The following is a 13,898-nucleotide window of genomic DNA, read 5'->3' as shown; positions in this document are numbered from 1 at the left end:
ACTCAAGGTTCGAAGCTCGACAATCGAATACTTCACCTTATTTCCGATTAGCGGCTCCCTACGCCGCCGGAAGGAGTATCCGATGCGCATCCCCCGACGCCCGGTGGCCCTCGCCGCCGCCCTGCTGGGTACCGTGCTCGCCACCGCGAGCGCCCCCACCGCCGGCGCGGCACCCGTACGGCCGCACGCCACCACCACGTTCACCGACGACTTCGACGGTGCCGCCGGCAGTGCGCCGGACGGCGGCAGGTGGATCCACGAGATCGGCGACAACAGCGGCAACAACCACGAGCTGGAGTACTACACCGACTCGACGTCCAACGCCGCCCTCGACGGCAACGGGCACCTCGTCATCACGGCGCGCAAGGAGAACCCGGCCAACTACCGCTGCTGGTACGGCACCTGCCAGTACACCTCCGCCCGGCTCAACACGGCGCGGTCGTTCAGCCAGGCGTACGGCCACTTCGAGGCCCGGATCAAGATCCCCGCCGGGCAGGGCATCTGGCCGGCGTTCTGGGCGCTCGGCGACGACATCGGCAGCACCGGCTGGCCCGGCTGCGGCGAGCTGGACATCATGGAGAACGTCGGGTTCGAACCCGGCACCGTGCACGGCACCATGCACGGCCCCGGGTACTCCGGTGCCGCCGGCCCCGGCGCCACCTACTCGCTGCCCGCCGGGCAGGCGTTCGCCGACGACTTCCACACCTTCGCCCTCGACTGGTCGCCGAACCGGGTCGTCTGGTCGGTCGACGGCCATGCCTACGAGACCCGAACGCCGGCCGACACCAACGGCAACCCGTGGGTGTTCGACCACCCGTTCTTCCCGATCCTCAACCTCGCGGTCGGCGGCGACTGGCCGGGTAGCCCGGACGGCACCACCCCGTTCCCGGCCCGGATGGTCGTCGACTACGTGCACGTCAGCTCCGCCGACGGTGTTGACGTCCTCGGCTCCGCCGACGGTGCCGACGTCCTCGGCTCCGCACAGGGCCGCTGACGCACTCGGCTCGGTCAAGACCGCCGACGTCCTCCGCTCCGCCAAGGCCGCGGGCCAACTCGGCGCTGCGGGCGTTGGGCACTGATCGGAGTCGAAACACTCCGGTACGTGCCGTTCGTCGTCGCGGGTGGGCAATCGCGCGCTGCCGGCCGGTACGCTGGATCGGTGCCGGTCGGCACGCACAGCCGCCGACCTGGGTGGACGCGACGAGGAGGCGGCGTTGAGGAGTTCCAACCCGATGCTCAACCGCATGCTGCGCAACGCGGTGCGGGACAGGGTGCCGGCCGGCGGCGCCCCGCAGTACGGCCAGCAGTACGGCCAGACCGGTTACGGCCAGCCGGGCTACGGCCCCCAGTACGGCCAGCCCGGCTACGGCCAGCCGGGTTACGGCCAGCCCGGCTACGGGCAGTACGGCACCCAGACGCCGTACCCGACGACGCCCGGCATGGTGGCGCCGCAGGTGCGCCCGATGACCATCGACGACGTCGTGATCCGCACCCTCGGCCTGATCGGGCTGACCGGTGTGGTCGGCGCGCTCAGCTGGGTGCTGCTGCCCTCCGCCGGCCCACTCGCCGGGGTGCTGCTCGCGGTCGCCGCGATCGCGACCGTCGGCATCGCGCTGTTCTCCTGGTTCCGGCCGATCACCAACCCGGCCGTCATCTCGGTGTACGCGGTGGCCCAGGGGTTGCTGCTGGGCACGGTCAGCCGGGTGTTCGAGAGCTTCTACCCGGGCATCGTGCTGCAGGCCGTGGTCGGCACGTTCGCGATCTTCGCCGGCATGACCGTGCTGTACAAGTTCCGGGTGCTGCGGGCGACGCCGAAGTTCACCAAGTTCGTCATCGGCGCGTTGATCGGCGTCGTGGTGCTCAGCGTGTTCAACCTGGTGCTGAGCGCCTTCGGGCACAACCCCGGCCTGATCCAGTACAGCGTGACCGGCCGGGTCAGCTGGCTGCCGATCGTGTTCAGCCTGGTCTGCATCGTGGTGGGCGCGCTGACGTTCGTGCTCGACTTCGCCGCGGTCGAGGAGGGCATCCGGGCCGGCGCACCGCAGAAGTACGCGTGGTACTGCGCGTTCGCCCTGCTCGTCGGCCTCATCTTCCTGTACTGGCAGATCCTGCGGATGCTCGGCTACCTGCGCCGGTGACCGAGCTCGCGCAGCTGGCCCGCCGGCTGGTCGGTGGCACCGCACACTGGTCGCCGGGGGCCTGGGCCGCCCGCATCACGCCGACGCCCGACTCCGCCGGCGAGCCGGGCGCCACGCGTCATCGCGCGGACGTGCTGTACGACCTGGTGCAGCAGCTCGCCGATCTCGGCGCCGAGGCGGAGTCGCGCCCGGCCCGGCCGGTGCCCCGGCTGGACAACGATCTGGCCCTGCCTGACCAGTTGTGGGTGGTGGCCACCGACCTGGCCGACGCCCCCAGGCCGGTCCTGACCCGGGCCGAGGCGGCCCTGCGCGCCACGCACCGCACCCTCTTTCCCGAGCCGCATCACTGACGGCACGAGGCGGCCGAGGCGTCGGCCCGCCGCGCTCGCCGGGCTGACCGCGAGCCGACGATGCCGTCCCGTGGGCCTGCCCCGCACGAGGTGGCTATGCGGCGCCGCGCCCGGCCGGTTCGGGGCGACTCGGGCGCGAGGCGGGCCGGAGGCCGTCCATCAGGAGGTCCAGCAGGCGGCTCGCTCCGGCGTCGTGCCCGGGCCGCGGGTACACGGTGAAGATGCCGATGAGCGCGGCGGCGAGGTCTTCGGCGGTGACGTCGGAGCGGAGATCGCCGGCCACGCGGCCCGCGTCGCAGATCGTGGTGATGGCCGTCAGCAGCTCGGCGCGCGTCTGCGCATGGGCGACCTCGCCCGCGTCGATCATCGCGAGCAGCGTGTCCAGCATGCCGTTCTTGGTGGCGATCCAGTCTCCGAACTGGTCCATCCAGCGCCGCAGCGCCGCCGCCGGGGGCAGCTCGTCGAGCAGGTCCCGGGCGCCGGTCGTCAGCCGTGTCCGGCGTGCGGCCGAACTCCAGGCCGGTCGGCACGTCCCCGGCAAGGTCGTCATCGACCTCTAGGGTCTGCTTCGGGGCCGCCGCAGCCCGTACGCGGGACTCCGAAACCGGCCCCGGGAGCGCCGGCCGAACGCGCGGCGATGCGCCCGGGCCCGGCCGGCGCCGTGGTCGTTGCTCCGATCAGACGAGCCGCTCGATGATCATGGCCATGCCCTGCCCGCCGCCGACGCACATGGTCTCCAGCCCGAACCGCTTGTCGTGCCAGTCCAGGTTGTTCAGCAGCGTCCCGGTGATGCGCGCCCCGGTCATCCCGAACGGATGCCCCACGGCGATCGCGCCGCCGGACACGTTCAGCTTCTCCAGCGGGATGCCGAGCTGCTGGTACGACGGGATGACCTGGGCGGCGAACGCCTCGTTGATCTCGACCAGGTCGATGTCGTCGATGGTCATGCCGGCGCGGGCGAGCGCCTGCCGGGACGCCTCGACCGGGCCCAGCCCCATGATCTCCGGCGACAGCGCGGACACCCCGGTGGACACGATCCGGGCCAGCGGCCGCAGCCCCAGCTCGGCGGCCTTCGTGTCGCTCATGACCACGACCGCGGCGGCGCCGTCGTTGAGCGGGCAGCAGTTGCCGGCGGTGACCCGGCCGTCCGGCCGGAACACCGGCTTGAGCCCGGCGACGCCCTCCAGCGTCGTCCCGGCGCGCGGGCCGTCGTCGGTGGACACGACCGTACCGTCGGGCAGCGTCACCGGGGTGATCTCGCGGGCCCAGAAGCCGCTCGCGATCGCCTTCTCGGCGAGGTTCTGGCTGCGCACGCCGAACTCGTCCATCGCGGCGCGGCTCACGTCGTACACCTGGGCGAGGTTCTCCGCGGTCTGGCCCATCGCCAGGTAGATGTCGGGGAGCTCGCCGTCGTCGCGCGGATCGGTCCAGTCCGGCTGGCCGCCGCCGGCGCGCGTCACCGAGCGTTCCCGGGCGGCGGCGAACGTCGGGTTCTGCCAGCCGCCGCCCACGAGCGCCTGCGCCTCCTCGGGCAGCGCGTCGGAGTTGCCCCGGGCGTACCGGGAGACGCACTCGACGCCCGCGGACAGGAACACGTCGCCCTCGCCGGCCTTGATCGCGTGGAACGCCATCCGGGTGGTCTGCAGCGAGGATGCGCAGTACCGGGTGATCGTCGCGCCGGGCAGCGTGTCGTACCCGAGCAGCGTGGCAACCACCCGGGCCATGTTGAAGCCCTGCTCCCCGCCCGGCAGGCCGCAGCCGAGGTAGAGGTCGTCGATGGTGGTCGGGTCGAGCTCGGGCACCTTGTCGAGCGCGGCGCGGATGATGGACGCCGCCAGGTCGTCGGGCCGCATCTCGCGCAGCGAGCCCTTGACCGCCCGACCGATCGGCGACCGCGCCGTCGCCACAATCACTGCTTCAGCCATGGCCGAATGTTACCGCTGGGTAGTACCCGCGGCCAGCGCCGGACGACCCGCCGGCTAGTACGTCGACCCGTGCAGGGCGGCGACCGCCGGGTACAGCGCGTGCGCCCAGATCCGGTAGCCGTCCGCGGACGGGTGGAACCCGTCGGAGCTCACCATGCCCCGATCGGCGCGAAACAGCGGGCCCACCGCGGCCGCCAGATCGACCGGTACGCCGTCGGCGGCGCGGGTCGCGGACACCTGGGCCCGGGCCAGCCGCTGCGCGACCAGCCCGACCAGCTCCCGCAGCGGCTGCCCGATGCCCCGGCAGGCGCCCAGATCCGGGCAGGTACCGACGACGACGGCGATGCCCGCCGCCCGCAGCCGGGTGACCGCGGCGGCGAGCTCGGCGGCAGCCCGGCTCGGCGCGGTCAGGTGCACCACGTCCGCGCCGCCGACCAGGATCACCGCGAGGTCCGGCGGGTCGACCAGCAGGGTGCGCGACACCTGCGGATCGAGGTCGGCGGTGCGCGAACCGGAGACCGCGGCGCTGGTCAGCGCGACCCGTACGCCGGTCTCGGCGAGCCGGGTCGCGAGCTGACCGCCGACCGTCTCGTCCACCCGGTGCACGCCGACGCCGGCGGCGGTGGAATCGCCCAGCATGGCCAGTTTCAGCACGGGTGCGTGCGCCGGCCCGAACGTGGCGCGCATGCCCGGGCCGATCGCCGGCTGCCCGTACCGCCGGCCGAGCGCGAGTCCGGCCTCGACGGCGAGCAGCCCGACCGACATCAGCACGAACCCCGCGGTGGACACGAGCACGCCGCGACCGGCGAAACGGACGATCTGGCCAGCCCTCATCGCGCGCTCCCGTCTCTCGCCGGTCCGGCGACGGCTCAGCCTTCCGTCGCTGGCTCCGTCACCATTGTCCCGGGTGGATGCGGGTCGGTGGGGCGGGCGGCGAGCAAACGCACCCGACGGCGTAGCTGCGCCCACCGGCCACCGGCCGGCGTCGGCCCGGCCGCGCTGACCTCGGTACCGGCCCGGTCGGCCGCGGCCGCGGCGGCGTGCGGCAGCGACCGCAGCATGGCGGCGGTCAGCTTCTCCTCCGCCGGCTCGCCCAGCCCGCCGAGCACCGACGCCACCGTCGGCAGCAGCGCGGCGGTCGCCTTCGCGTACCCGGCGGGGGAGGGGTGGAAGTGGTCGGCGCTGAACAGCTCCTCCGGGGCGGCCAGGAACTCCGGCCCGAGCAGGTCGCCGAGCGACACGGTGCGCCCGCCGGCCTCGACCGTGGCGATCGTCTGCGCCGCGGCGAGCTCGCGGCTCCACCGGCGGCACACCCACCGCAGCGGCTGCCGGATCGGCCGGATCGTACCCAGATCCGGGCAGGTACCGACGACGACCCGGCTGCCGGCCGCGGCGAGCTGGCCGACCACCCGGGACAGGTGCCGCACCGACACCGGCGGCCGCACCACGTGCGTCACGTCGTTCGCGCCGACGAGCACCACCGCGACGTCGGGCTGCAGCTCCAGCGCCTGGTTGAGCTGCGGGTACAGGTCGGCGGTGAGGGCGCCGACCACCGCGAAGCAGTGCAGCCGGACCGGTCGGCGGAGGATGTCGGCGAGGCCGTTGGCGAGCAGCGCGCCGGGCGTCTGGCGGGGCAGCTCGGCGCCCATCCCGGCGGCGGTGGAGTCGCCGAGCACGGCGACGGTCAGTGGTTCGACCCCGTCAGCGGCGAACTGGGTGCCGTAGTCGCCGTCGCAGTTCGGCACCGGCCCGTCCGGCACCTTGATCGTCCACTTCGCCAGCTGCGCCTCGCCGAACAGCAGCCCGGTGGCCGCCGCCCCGAGCAGCCCGAGGCCGCCGCCCCCGTACGCGGCGGCGAGGGCAATGCGATGGGCCCGAGACGCACGGCTCATGTCATCTCTCCCTCGTTGTTGATCTCTCCCTTCAAGCTAGCCGGACCGCGCTAGTTCGACCTGTCTGTTGCCTCTCATCCGCCCGGCCGGGCGGATGGCGGCCCGGACCGGTCCGTATCGGTCAGCCCTGCCGGTCGGGGCCGGCGGACAGCGGCGTGATCCGGACCAGGACGCGGCGCTGCTGCACCATCGCCGCCCGGTACTCGTCCCAGTCGGGATGCTCGCCCGCGGTGCGGCGGTAGTAGTCGACCAGCGGCTCCATCGCGTCCGGCAGCTCCACGATCTGGGCGGTACCGGTGATCTGGATCCACCGGCCGAAGAACCCGTCCGGCAGCACGCACAGGTACGTGCGCGGATCGCGCCGCAGGTTCCGCGTCTTGTACGCGGTCTGCCGGGTGCTGACGACGATCAGCCCGTCGCCGTCGACACCGACGGTCACCGGGCTCAGCTGCGGGGTGCCGTCCTTCTTCATGGTTGCCAGTACCGCGTGGTGCTGGTCGCGCACCACGGCGCGTGCCTCGTCGAGATCCATACCGCCCAGCCTGCCCCGAGACCCGCCGGGACCGCGAGCCTTCCACTGATGGCGACGTACAGGCACCATGGGGACAACATGACCCCGGGAGGCGTCGATGGCCGGTAGTGGTGCACAGCGCAGGTACAACGGGTTCCGGGCGTTGGGCCGGGCCCTGCTGGCCCGCGGCGGGGCCAGCCTGCCGCGGCGGATCGGCGCGCTGCCGCGGCTGTTCCGGGCCCGGATGCACGGCGAGTACGACGGCCTCACCTGGGGCCGGCTGGCCGCGATGCTCGTCGCCCTGGTCTACGTCGTCTCGCCGATCGACCTGGTACCGGAGGCGTTCCTGCTGATGTTCGGGTTGGCCGACGACGGCGTCGCGGTGCTGTGGCTGGCCGGTGCGCTGCTCGACGAGGGCGAGCGGTTCCTGTCCTGGGAGCGCTCCCGTGCCGGCGCCCCCGCCGGGCCGCCCCCCGGCGCGCCCGGACCGCAGTACGGCGCCGGCCACCCCGGCGGCCAGCATCCGGGTGCGGCTCGGTACCCCGGTGCTCCGGCCGGCGCGGCCGGCGCCGGGGCGCAGCAGCCCCCGGCGGGCGACCGGCCCGAGCCGGACGACGCCCCGGCCGGTGGCCGGCGCCCCGCGGAAGCCCGGTTCGGCCCGGTGGGCGACGCCTCCCGCTAGAAGCGACACGCCTCGCCAGAATCGACCCGCCGGCGTCAACGCCGGGATCCGGTGAGTTCGGCGGGTGCCGGCTCGTCCGGCGCCGGCTGCACGGGGACGAAGAACCCCTTCACCGGGGGGTCGAGCACGCCGATCCGGTTCGGCTTCTTCGGCACCGCCCATCCCCGGTACGGCACGGGTTCGTCGCCGTCCGCCAGCGGCTGGTGCACCTCGACGAACGCGCCGTTGGGCAGCCGGGTGATGATGCCGGTCTCGACGCCGTGGGCAAGAACCTCCCGGTCGTGCTGCTGCAGCCCGAGACAGATCCGGTACGCCAGCCAGTAGGCCAGCGGTGGTGCGACGAGCAGCGCGATCCGGCCGGCCCAGGTCATCGCGTTGAGGCTGACGTGGAACTTGTCGGCGATCACGTCGTTGCCCGCGGACAGCGTCAGGACCAGCCAGAACGTCACCGCCATCGCGCCCAGCCCGGTACGCGCCGGTACGTCGCGGGGTCGTTGCAGCAGGTTGTGGTGGGCCCGGTCGCGGGTGAGCCGCCGGTCGGTGAACGGGTACAGCAGCCCGCCGAGCAGCATTCCGACCAGCGGCGGCACCCCGGCGAAGAACACCGCGGGCACGGTGTACCGGTGGCCGAGCAGCGAGAACCGCAGCTCCCAGGCCGGGAACAGGCGCACCGACCCGTCCAGGAACATCACGTACCAGTCGGGCTGCGAGGCGGACGACACGACGGCCGCCTGGTACGGCCCGAACAGCCACACCGGGTTGATCTGGATCAGGCCGCCCAGCAATGCCAGCACGCCGAACACGATCATGAAGAAGCCGCCGCCCTTGGCCGCGAAGCCCGGGAACATGCGGTGCCCGACCACGTTGTGCTCGGTGCGGCCCGGGCCGGGCCACTGGGTGTGCTTCTGCTTGACCAGCAGCGCCAGGTGCAGCGCGATCAGCCCGAGAATGATGCCGGGGACCACGAAGACGTGCAGGATGTAGAACCGTTCCAGGATCACCGTGCCGGGGAACTCGCCGCCGAACAGGGAGAACGAGATCCAGCTGCCGACGACCGGGATCGACATGATGATCGCGTCGACGATGCGCAGCCCGGTGCCGGACAGCGCGTCGTCGGGCAGCGAGTAGCCGAGCAGCCCTTCGGTGAATCCGAGCCAGAACAGCAGGAACCCGACCATCCAGTTCAGCTCGCGCGGCCGGCGGAACGCGCCGGTGAAGAACGTGCGCAGCATGTGCACCACGATCGCGGCCATGAACAGCAGCGCGGACCAGTGGTGGATCTGCCGCAGGATCAGCCCGCCACGCACGTCGAACGACAGGTCGAGCGACGACGCGTACGCGGCGGACATCCGCACGCCGCGCAACGGCAGGTACGAGCCGTGGTAGACGACCTCCGCGGACGACGGGGTGAAGAAGAGCGCGAGGAAGGTGCCGGTGAGCAGCAGGACGACGAACGAGTAGAGCGCGATCTCGCCGAGCATGAACGACCAGTGGTCCGGGAAGACCTTGTTGAACAGCGTGCGTAGCGGGCGGGCGCCGGCCAGCCGCCGGTCTGCCCAGTCGGCGGCCACGGGGATCGCCGCACGATGCCGAACTTCTACCATAAGTAGAAGCTACTACGAAATGTAGAAGATGAGAACACCCGCCGCCATCCGTGGGAATCGAGTCATCGTTAAGCTCGACAGCACATCACCGGCGGTGGCCGGGCCTCCCGGCGCGAACGAAGGAGCACAACGGCGTGCGTTACCACGACTCTGTCGTCGACCTGATCGGCGACACTCCGCTGGTCCGGCTGCGCAACGTGATCGGCGAGCGCACCCGGGCCACCGTGCTCGCCAAGGTCGAGTACTTCAACCCCGGCGGCAGCGTCAAGGACCGCATCGCGGTCCGCATGATCGACGCCGCCGAGGCGTCCGGCGAGCTCAAGCCCGGCGGCACCATCGTCGAGCCGACCAGCGGAAACACCGGTGTCGGGCTGGCCATCGTGGCGCAGCAGCGGGGGTACGACTGCGTGTTCGTCTGCCCCGACAAGGTCGGCGAGGACAAGATCAACGTGCTCCGGGCGTACGGGGCGCGGGTGGAGGTCTGCCCGACCGCGGTGGCGCCCGAGGACCCGCGGTCCTACTACAACGTCTCCGACCGGCTGGTGCGCGAGATCCCCAACGCCTGGAAGCCCGACCAGTACTCCAACCCGAACAACCCGCGGTCGCACTACGAGACCACCGGGCCGGAGCTGTGGGACCAGACCGAGGGCCGGATCACCCACTTCGTCGCGGGCATCGGCACCGGCGGCACCATCTCCGGCACCGGCCGGTACCTCAAGGAGATCTCGAACGGTGCGGTGCGCATCGTCGGCGCCGACCCGGAGGGCTCGGTCTACTCCGGCGGCACCGGACGGCCGTACCTGGTCGAGGGGGTCGGCGAGGACTTCTGGCCGGATGCGTACGACCGGAGCGTGTGCGACGAGATCGTCCCGGTCTCCGACTCCGACTCGTTCGAGATGACCCGCCGGCTGGCGCGCGAGGAGGGGCTGCTCGTCGGCGGCTCCTGCGGCATGGCCGCCGCCGCGGCGGTACGGGTGGCCGAGACCGCCGGGCCGGACGACATCGTCGTGGTGCTGCTGCCGGACGGCGGCCGCGGCTACCTGTCGAAGATCTTCAACGACGGCTGGATGGCCCGCTACGGCTTCCTCGCCACCGGCGGCGAGACCGCCACCGTCGGCGACGCGCTCGCCGGCAAGCGCGGCACCCTGCCCGAACTGGTCCACGTGCACCCCACCGAGACGCTGCGCGACGCCATCGACATCCTCCGCGAGTACGGCGTGAGCCAGATGCCGGTGGTCAAGGCGGAACCGCCCGTCGTCACCGCCGAGGTCGTCGGTTCGGTGAAGGAGCGCGACCTGCTCGACGCGGTGTTCACCGGCAAGGCGCACCTGCACGACCCGATCGAGGGCCACATGTCCGCGGCGCTGCCGATGATCGGCGCCGGCCAGCCGGTCGGCGAGGCGATCGCGCTGCTGGAGCACGAGGACGCCGCCCTGGTGCTGGTCGACGGCAAGCCCAAGGGCGTACTGACCCGGCAGGACCTGCTCGCCTACCTGTCCACCGCCTGATGCCTGCCGGCGCCGGCACGGTCCTCGACCGGTTCGGGTTCACCGCCGCCGAGCTGGCCGCCGTGGGCGACCGGCTCGGCGCGCCGATCGTCGCGGTGCGCCCGCTGACCGGCGGGTACCGCAACCGCAACGTGCTGGCGCGCACCGCATCCGGCCACCGGTACGTGCTGCGCCGGTACCTCGATCCGGCCGCCTGCGCGGTGGAGTCCGCGCTCGCCGCGCGGCTCGCCGACACCGCGGTACCGGTGCCCGAGCCGCTGCTCGCCGACCCGGCCGGCGCGCTGCTCGGCGACCCGCTGCTGGTCTCCGCGTTCTCCGCGGGCACCCCCGGCGACCGCGTCATCGGGTACGGCACGGCGCGGGATGCGGCCGGCATCGGCGCGGCGATGGGCGAGACGCTCGCCGCGATCGGATCGGTCCGCTTCGCCGGGCCCGGCTTCTTCGGCCCCGACCTGACCGTCAGCGGCGGGCCGGTGGCGACCGGGCTGGCCGAGTTCGTCGCCGGTCAGCTGCCGGGAAGCAACGCCGCGGCCGCGTTCAGCCCGGCCGAACTCGACGCGCTGCAGGCGCTGGCCGAGAGGTCCGCGCCGCTGGTCGAGACCGTCCGCGACGAGGCGCGGCTGGTGCACTGCGACTACAACCCGAAGAACGTCCTCGCCGTGCGCGACCCCGGCGGCTGGCGGATCAGCGCGGTACTGGACTGGGAGTTCGCGCTGGCCGGATCGCCGATGTTCGACCTCGGCAACGCGCTGCGGTTCGCCGCCGACCGACCCGCCGGGTACGCCGAGCGGTTCGTCGCGGCGTTCCGGGCCGCCGGCGGGCCGCTGCCGGCCGACTGGCGCGCGGTGTCCGAGGCGATCGACGTGTTCGCGCTGGTGCAGTTCCTCAGCCGGCCGACCGATCACCGGTACTTCGCGAAGGCGGTGGCGCTGCTGCGTCGGCGGTTGTGACCGCGTCCTCGGCCAGCTCCAACCGGTAACCGATCTCGGTCGGGTACGGCGGGAAGCCGGCGGTGCCGGTGCGGCCGTCGACCCGCCACCCGTGCCGCTCGTACAGCGAGCGCGCGTTGCGGTTGTCCGCCAGCACCCACAGCCGGGCGCTGCGGTGCCCGTCCGCCCGGGCGCCGTCCACGGCGGCGGCGAGCAGGCGCGCACCGTACCCGCGACGCCAGTACGCGGGATCGACGTACAGCCGGGAGATCAGGTCGGCCTGCCGGGTGACAAACCCGACCGCGGTCGAGTCGTCACCGACGCCGACCAGCACCTGGCAGGTCGGGTCGGTCAGCATCGCCCAGGACTCGGCCAGCACCTGCTGGTCGGGGAACGGGTACTGCTCGGCCGGGAAGATGTGGCCGTAGGCGGCGAGCGACGCCGCCCGCTGGATCGCCAGCAGCCGCCGAGTGTCCTCCGGTACCCCCGCGCGCAACCACATGCCGCGAGGGTACTGCCCGGACCCGGCCCGACCGCCGGGTGGACCGCGGCAAAAACGACGGCGGGCCGACCCCGAAACCGGGGCGGCCCGCCGTGGTCGAGCGGTGCTCAGGTGTTCATGTACGGGTTGTTCGGGTCCGAGTAGTCGGCCTCGTGGTACTGCCCGTCGGAACCCAGCGCGACCGCCTGGTCGTAGCTGCCGTCGCCATCGGTGTCCGCGGCGGCGTAGGTCAGGTTGCCGTTGCTGTCGTAGGTGCCGGTCACGTCGGCGGTGCCGTCGCCGTTGGTGTCCGCCTCGACGGCGTCGAGGGTGCCGTCGCTGCCCTCGTCGACGCCCTGGTAGTCGGCGGTGCCGTCACCGTTGGTGTCGATCAGGTACTCGGTGTCGTTGCCGTCGTGCTGCACGTCGATGGTGTCGTCGACACCGTCGCCGTTGACGTCGGCCTCGTAGGTCTCGTCGCTCATCGAGCTGCTCCCTCGTGTTCTACCAGCGTGTCCGGCGCGCTTCCCGCTTTCCGGTGCGTCGAACACGAAGGTACAGGTGGCTCGCGAATCGGCTCATCCCGTCTTCGTGCCACGCCGGCAACGTCCGCGACTGGTCACGAAGGGTTGCCTTGGCAGACACCGACGGGAGCCGCGTCGAGCGACTCCCGTCGTACCGTCTGGTGGCGATCGTCGGTCAGGAACCGGTGCGGGCCACGCCGATCGGGCAGCTCAGCCCGTTCGGGCCGTGATTGCAGTAGCCGTACGGGTTCTTCGCGTCGGACAGGTACTGCTGGTGGTAGTCCTCGGCGTAGTAGAACTCGGCCAGCGGCGCGATCTCGGTGGTGATCGCGCCGAGCCCGGCCGCGGTCACCTCCGGCTGGAACGCCTGCTTGGTGCGCTCCGCGGCGGCCGCCTGCTCGGCGTCGGTGGTCAACACGATCGACCGGTACTGGGTGCCGCGGTCGTTGCCCTGCCGCATGCCCTGCGTCGGGTCGTGGTTCTCCCAGAACGTCTTCAGCAGCTGCTCGTACGAGACCTTCGCCGGGTCGTACACCACCTGCACTACCTCGGCGTGCCCGGTGCCACCCGAGCAGACCTCCTCGTACGTCGGGTTCGGAGTGCTGCCGCCGGCGTAGCCGGCCGCGGTCGAGTAGACCCCTGGCAGCTGCCAGAAGATCCGCTCGGCGCCCCAGAAACAGCCCATCCCGAACACGGCGACCCGGTAGCCCTCGGGCCAGGGGCCGCGCAGCGGCGCGTCCAGCACGGTGTGCCGGTCGGCGACCGGCATCGCCTCCGGTCGGCCCGGCAGCAGCTGGTCGGCGGTGGGCATCCTGGTCGAGTGGCCGAACAGGTTCACGTCGTCCCTCCTCGCTGGTGATTCACCGGCGAAACTCGCTGGTGACTCACCAGTAGCAACGGCATCGGCCCGCCCGCTGTTCCCGGCGGCAGCGGCTACAGCGCCGCGCGGATCCGGGCGGCGAAGTCGGCCGCTTCGGCCTCGTCCGCGTACTTCGTCCGGGGCCAGAAGAAGCCGCGCAGCCCGTCCTTGCGGTTGCGCGGGACCACGTGCACGTGCAGGTGCGGCACGCTCTGGCTGACCGTGTTGTTGAGCGCCACGAAGCTGCCCGCCGCGCCCAGTCCGGTCTGCACGGCACCGGTGATCCGCTGCACCACGCCGAAGAAGGCACCGAGGTCGTCTGCCGGCATATCGGTCAACGTCGTCCGGTGCACCCGCGGTACCACCAGGGTGTGGCCCTTGAAGACCGGCCGCGCGTCCAGGAACGCCACCGCGACCGGCTCGTCGAGTACCACCTGCGCCGGCACCGCGCCGGCCACGATCGCACAGAACAGACAGTCCGCCACGGCAACACCC

The 13,898-nt window shown here is 72.4% G+C and carries 17 protein-coding genes; 7 read left to right on the top strand and 10 right to left on the bottom strand.

The features are described 5' to 3' along the window. The first annotated feature begins 82 nt into the window (after window positions 1-82). The 3 genes from Asera_RS00830 (at window position 83) to Asera_RS00820 (ending at window position 2,488) form a co-directional block, all read left to right on the top strand. The gene (locus Asera_RS00830) at window positions 83-994 is read left to right on the top strand and encodes a glycoside hydrolase family 16 protein (protein WP_084130985.1); all 912 of its coding nucleotides are present in this window, start codon (window positions 83-85) and stop codon (window positions 992-994) included. Window positions 995-1,214: 220 nt separating this feature from the next. Further along, window positions 1,215-2,138 (top strand): Bax inhibitor-1/YccA family protein, encoded by a 924-nt coding sequence (locus Asera_RS00825; protein ID WP_030444885.1) that lies wholly within the window; start codon window positions 1,215-1,217, stop codon window positions 2,136-2,138. Next, window positions 2,135-2,488, top strand: a complete 354-nt coding sequence (locus Asera_RS00820) for a hypothetical protein (protein WP_051801856.1) — start codon at window positions 2,135-2,137, stop codon at window positions 2,486-2,488. The genes Asera_RS00825 and Asera_RS00820 overlap by 4 nt, the downstream gene beginning before the upstream one ends. Before the next feature lie 94 nt (window positions 2,489-2,582). Here the strand turns inward: Asera_RS00820 and Asera_RS00815 are convergent, their stop codons facing one another. Then, window positions 2,583-2,915 (bottom strand): SbtR family transcriptional regulator, encoded by a 333-nt coding sequence (locus Asera_RS00815; protein ID WP_342344436.1) that lies wholly within the window; start codon window positions 2,913-2,915, stop codon window positions 2,583-2,585. Here Asera_RS00815 and Asera_RS00810 point away from each other — a divergent pair. Further along, window positions 2,875-3,048 carry a hypothetical protein gene (locus Asera_RS00810; protein ID WP_211255490.1) on the top strand — a complete coding sequence of 58 codons (174 nt, stop codon included), beginning with the start codon at window positions 2,875-2,877 and terminating at the stop codon, window positions 3,046-3,048. The two genes, Asera_RS00815 and Asera_RS00810, sit on opposite strands and share 41 nt — an antisense overlap. A gap of 117 nt (window positions 3,049-3,165) precedes the next feature. On the opposite strand, the gene Asera_RS00805 is transcribed toward Asera_RS00810, so the two are convergent. The 4 genes from Asera_RS00805 to Asera_RS00790 form a co-directional block, all read right to left on the bottom strand. Continuing rightward, the gene (locus tag Asera_RS00805) at window positions 3,166-4,413 is read right to left on the bottom strand and encodes an acetyl-CoA C-acetyltransferase (protein ID WP_030444888.1); all 1,248 of its coding nucleotides are present in this window, start codon (window positions 4,411-4,413) and stop codon (window positions 3,166-3,168) included. Between the two features lie 54 nt (window positions 4,414-4,467). Beyond that, window positions 4,468-5,247: an SGNH/GDSL hydrolase family protein gene (locus Asera_RS00800; RefSeq protein WP_030444889.1), complete on the bottom strand. Its 780-nt coding sequence runs from the start codon at window positions 5,245-5,247 to the stop codon at window positions 4,468-4,470. A 35-nt stretch (window positions 5,248-5,282) separates the two neighbouring features. Then, complete coding sequence (locus Asera_RS00795) at window positions 5,283-6,305, bottom strand: SGNH/GDSL hydrolase family protein (protein ID WP_051801858.1); 1,023 nt, start codon at window positions 6,303-6,305, stop codon at window positions 5,283-5,285. Between the two features lie 121 nt (window positions 6,306-6,426). Beyond that, on the bottom strand, window positions 6,427-6,837 hold the full coding sequence (locus Asera_RS00790) for a PPOX class F420-dependent oxidoreductase (RefSeq protein WP_030444891.1): 411 nt from the start codon (window positions 6,835-6,837) through the stop codon (window positions 6,427-6,429). Window positions 6,838-6,934: 97 nt separating this feature from the next. Here Asera_RS00790 and Asera_RS33835 point away from each other — a divergent pair, with 97 nt between their 5' ends. Beyond that, a complete protein-coding gene (locus Asera_RS33835; RefSeq protein WP_157034655.1) occupies window positions 6,935-7,498 on the top strand; it encodes a YkvA family protein in 564 nt (187 codons plus the stop codon). Window positions 7,499-7,533: 35 nt separating this feature from the next. Here the strand turns inward: Asera_RS33835 and qcrB are convergent, their stop codons facing one another. Next, on the bottom strand, window positions 7,534-9,102 hold the full coding sequence (gene qcrB / locus Asera_RS00780; protein ID WP_212804473.1) for a cytochrome bc1 complex cytochrome b subunit: 1,569 nt from the start codon (window positions 9,100-9,102) through the stop codon (window positions 7,534-7,536). A gap of 134 nt (window positions 9,103-9,236) precedes the next feature. Here qcrB and Asera_RS00775 point away from each other — a divergent pair, with 134 nt between their 5' ends. Then, window positions 9,237-10,610, top strand: coding sequence for a cystathionine beta-synthase (locus Asera_RS00775; RefSeq protein WP_030444893.1), 1,374 nt, complete (start codon window positions 9,237-9,239; stop codon window positions 10,608-10,610). Then, window positions 10,610-11,560 (top strand): phosphotransferase family protein, encoded by a 951-nt coding sequence (locus Asera_RS00770; protein ID WP_030444894.1) that lies wholly within the window; start codon window positions 10,610-10,612, stop codon window positions 11,558-11,560. The genes Asera_RS00775 and Asera_RS00770 overlap by 1 nt, the downstream gene beginning before the upstream one ends. Here the strand turns inward: Asera_RS00770 and Asera_RS00765 are convergent. The 4 genes from Asera_RS00765 to Asera_RS00750 form a co-directional block, all read right to left on the bottom strand. Beyond that, window positions 11,496-12,041 (bottom strand): GNAT family N-acetyltransferase, encoded by a 546-nt coding sequence (locus Asera_RS00765; RefSeq protein ID WP_051801860.1) that lies wholly within the window; start codon window positions 12,039-12,041, stop codon window positions 11,496-11,498. The genes Asera_RS00770 and Asera_RS00765 overlap by 65 nt on opposite strands. A gap of 107 nt (window positions 12,042-12,148) precedes the next feature. Then, window positions 12,149-12,505, bottom strand: coding sequence for a hypothetical protein (locus Asera_RS00760; RefSeq protein WP_051801863.1), 357 nt, complete (start codon window positions 12,503-12,505; stop codon window positions 12,149-12,151). Window positions 12,506-12,719: 214 nt separating this feature from the next. Next, window positions 12,720-13,355, bottom strand: coding sequence for a peptide-methionine (S)-S-oxide reductase MsrA (gene msrA, locus Asera_RS00755; protein WP_030444897.1), 636 nt, complete (start codon window positions 13,353-13,355; stop codon window positions 12,720-12,722). Between the two features lie 122 nt (window positions 13,356-13,477). After that, on the bottom strand, window positions 13,478-13,888 hold the full coding sequence (locus tag Asera_RS00750; protein ID WP_030444898.1) for an HIT family protein: 411 nt from the start codon (window positions 13,886-13,888) through the stop codon (window positions 13,478-13,480). Between the last annotated feature and the right edge of the window lie 10 nt (window positions 13,889-13,898).

This window comes from Actinocatenispora sera, assembly GCF_018324685.1.
Taxonomy (GTDB): domain Bacteria; phylum Actinomycetota; class Actinomycetes; order Mycobacteriales; family Micromonosporaceae; genus Actinocatenispora; species Actinocatenispora sera.
The sequence above is the reverse complement of the archived record's forward strand: the minus strand, read 5'-3'. Positions and strand labels throughout refer to the sequence as shown.

What these genes read in the sequence shown, in the direction of transcription:
- Asera_RS00830 (WP_084130985.1), top strand. Translation starts at nt 83, where the DNA reads ATGCGCATCCCCCGACGCCCGGTGGCCCTCGCCGCCGCCCTGCTGGGT.
- Asera_RS00810 (WP_211255490.1), top strand. Translation starts at nt 2,875, where the DNA reads ATGCCGTTCTTGGTGGCGATCCAGTCTCCGAACTGGTCCATCCAGCGC.
- Asera_RS00815 (WP_342344436.1), bottom strand. Translation starts at nt 2,915, where the DNA reads ATGGACCAGTTCGGAGACTGGATCGCCACCAAGAACGGCATGCTGGAC.
- Asera_RS00805 (WP_030444888.1), bottom strand. Translation starts at nt 4,413, where the DNA reads ATGGCTGAAGCAGTGATTGTGGCGACGGCGCGGTCGCCGATCGGTCGG.
- Asera_RS00800 (WP_030444889.1), bottom strand. Translation starts at nt 5,247, where the DNA reads ATGAGGGCTGGCCAGATCGTCCGTTTCGCCGGTCGCGGCGTGCTCGTG.
- Asera_RS00795 (WP_051801858.1), bottom strand. Translation starts at nt 6,305, where the DNA reads ATGAGCCGTGCGTCTCGGGCCCATCGCATTGCCCTCGCCGCCGCGTAC.
- Asera_RS00790 (WP_030444891.1), bottom strand. Translation starts at nt 6,837, where the DNA reads ATGGATCTCGACGAGGCACGCGCCGTGGTGCGCGACCAGCACCACGCG.
- Asera_RS33835 (WP_157034655.1), top strand. Translation starts at nt 6,935, where the DNA reads ATGGCCGGTAGTGGTGCACAGCGCAGGTACAACGGGTTCCGGGCGTTG.
- qcrB (WP_212804473.1), bottom strand. Translation starts at nt 9,102, where the DNA reads ATGGTAGAAGTTCGGCATCGTGCGGCGATCCCCGTGGCCGCCGACTGG.
- Asera_RS00770 (WP_030444894.1), top strand. Translation starts at nt 10,610, where the DNA reads ATGCCTGCCGGCGCCGGCACGGTCCTCGACCGGTTCGGGTTCACCGCC.
- Asera_RS00765 (WP_051801860.1), bottom strand. Translation starts at nt 12,041, where the DNA reads ATGTGGTTGCGCGCGGGGGTACCGGAGGACACTCGGCGGCTGCTGGCG.
- Asera_RS00760 (WP_051801863.1), bottom strand. Translation starts at nt 12,505, where the DNA reads ATGAGCGACGAGACCTACGAGGCCGACGTCAACGGCGACGGTGTCGAC.
- msrA (WP_030444897.1), bottom strand. Translation starts at nt 13,355, where the DNA reads ATGCCCACCGCCGACCAGCTGCTGCCGGGCCGACCGGAGGCGATGCCG.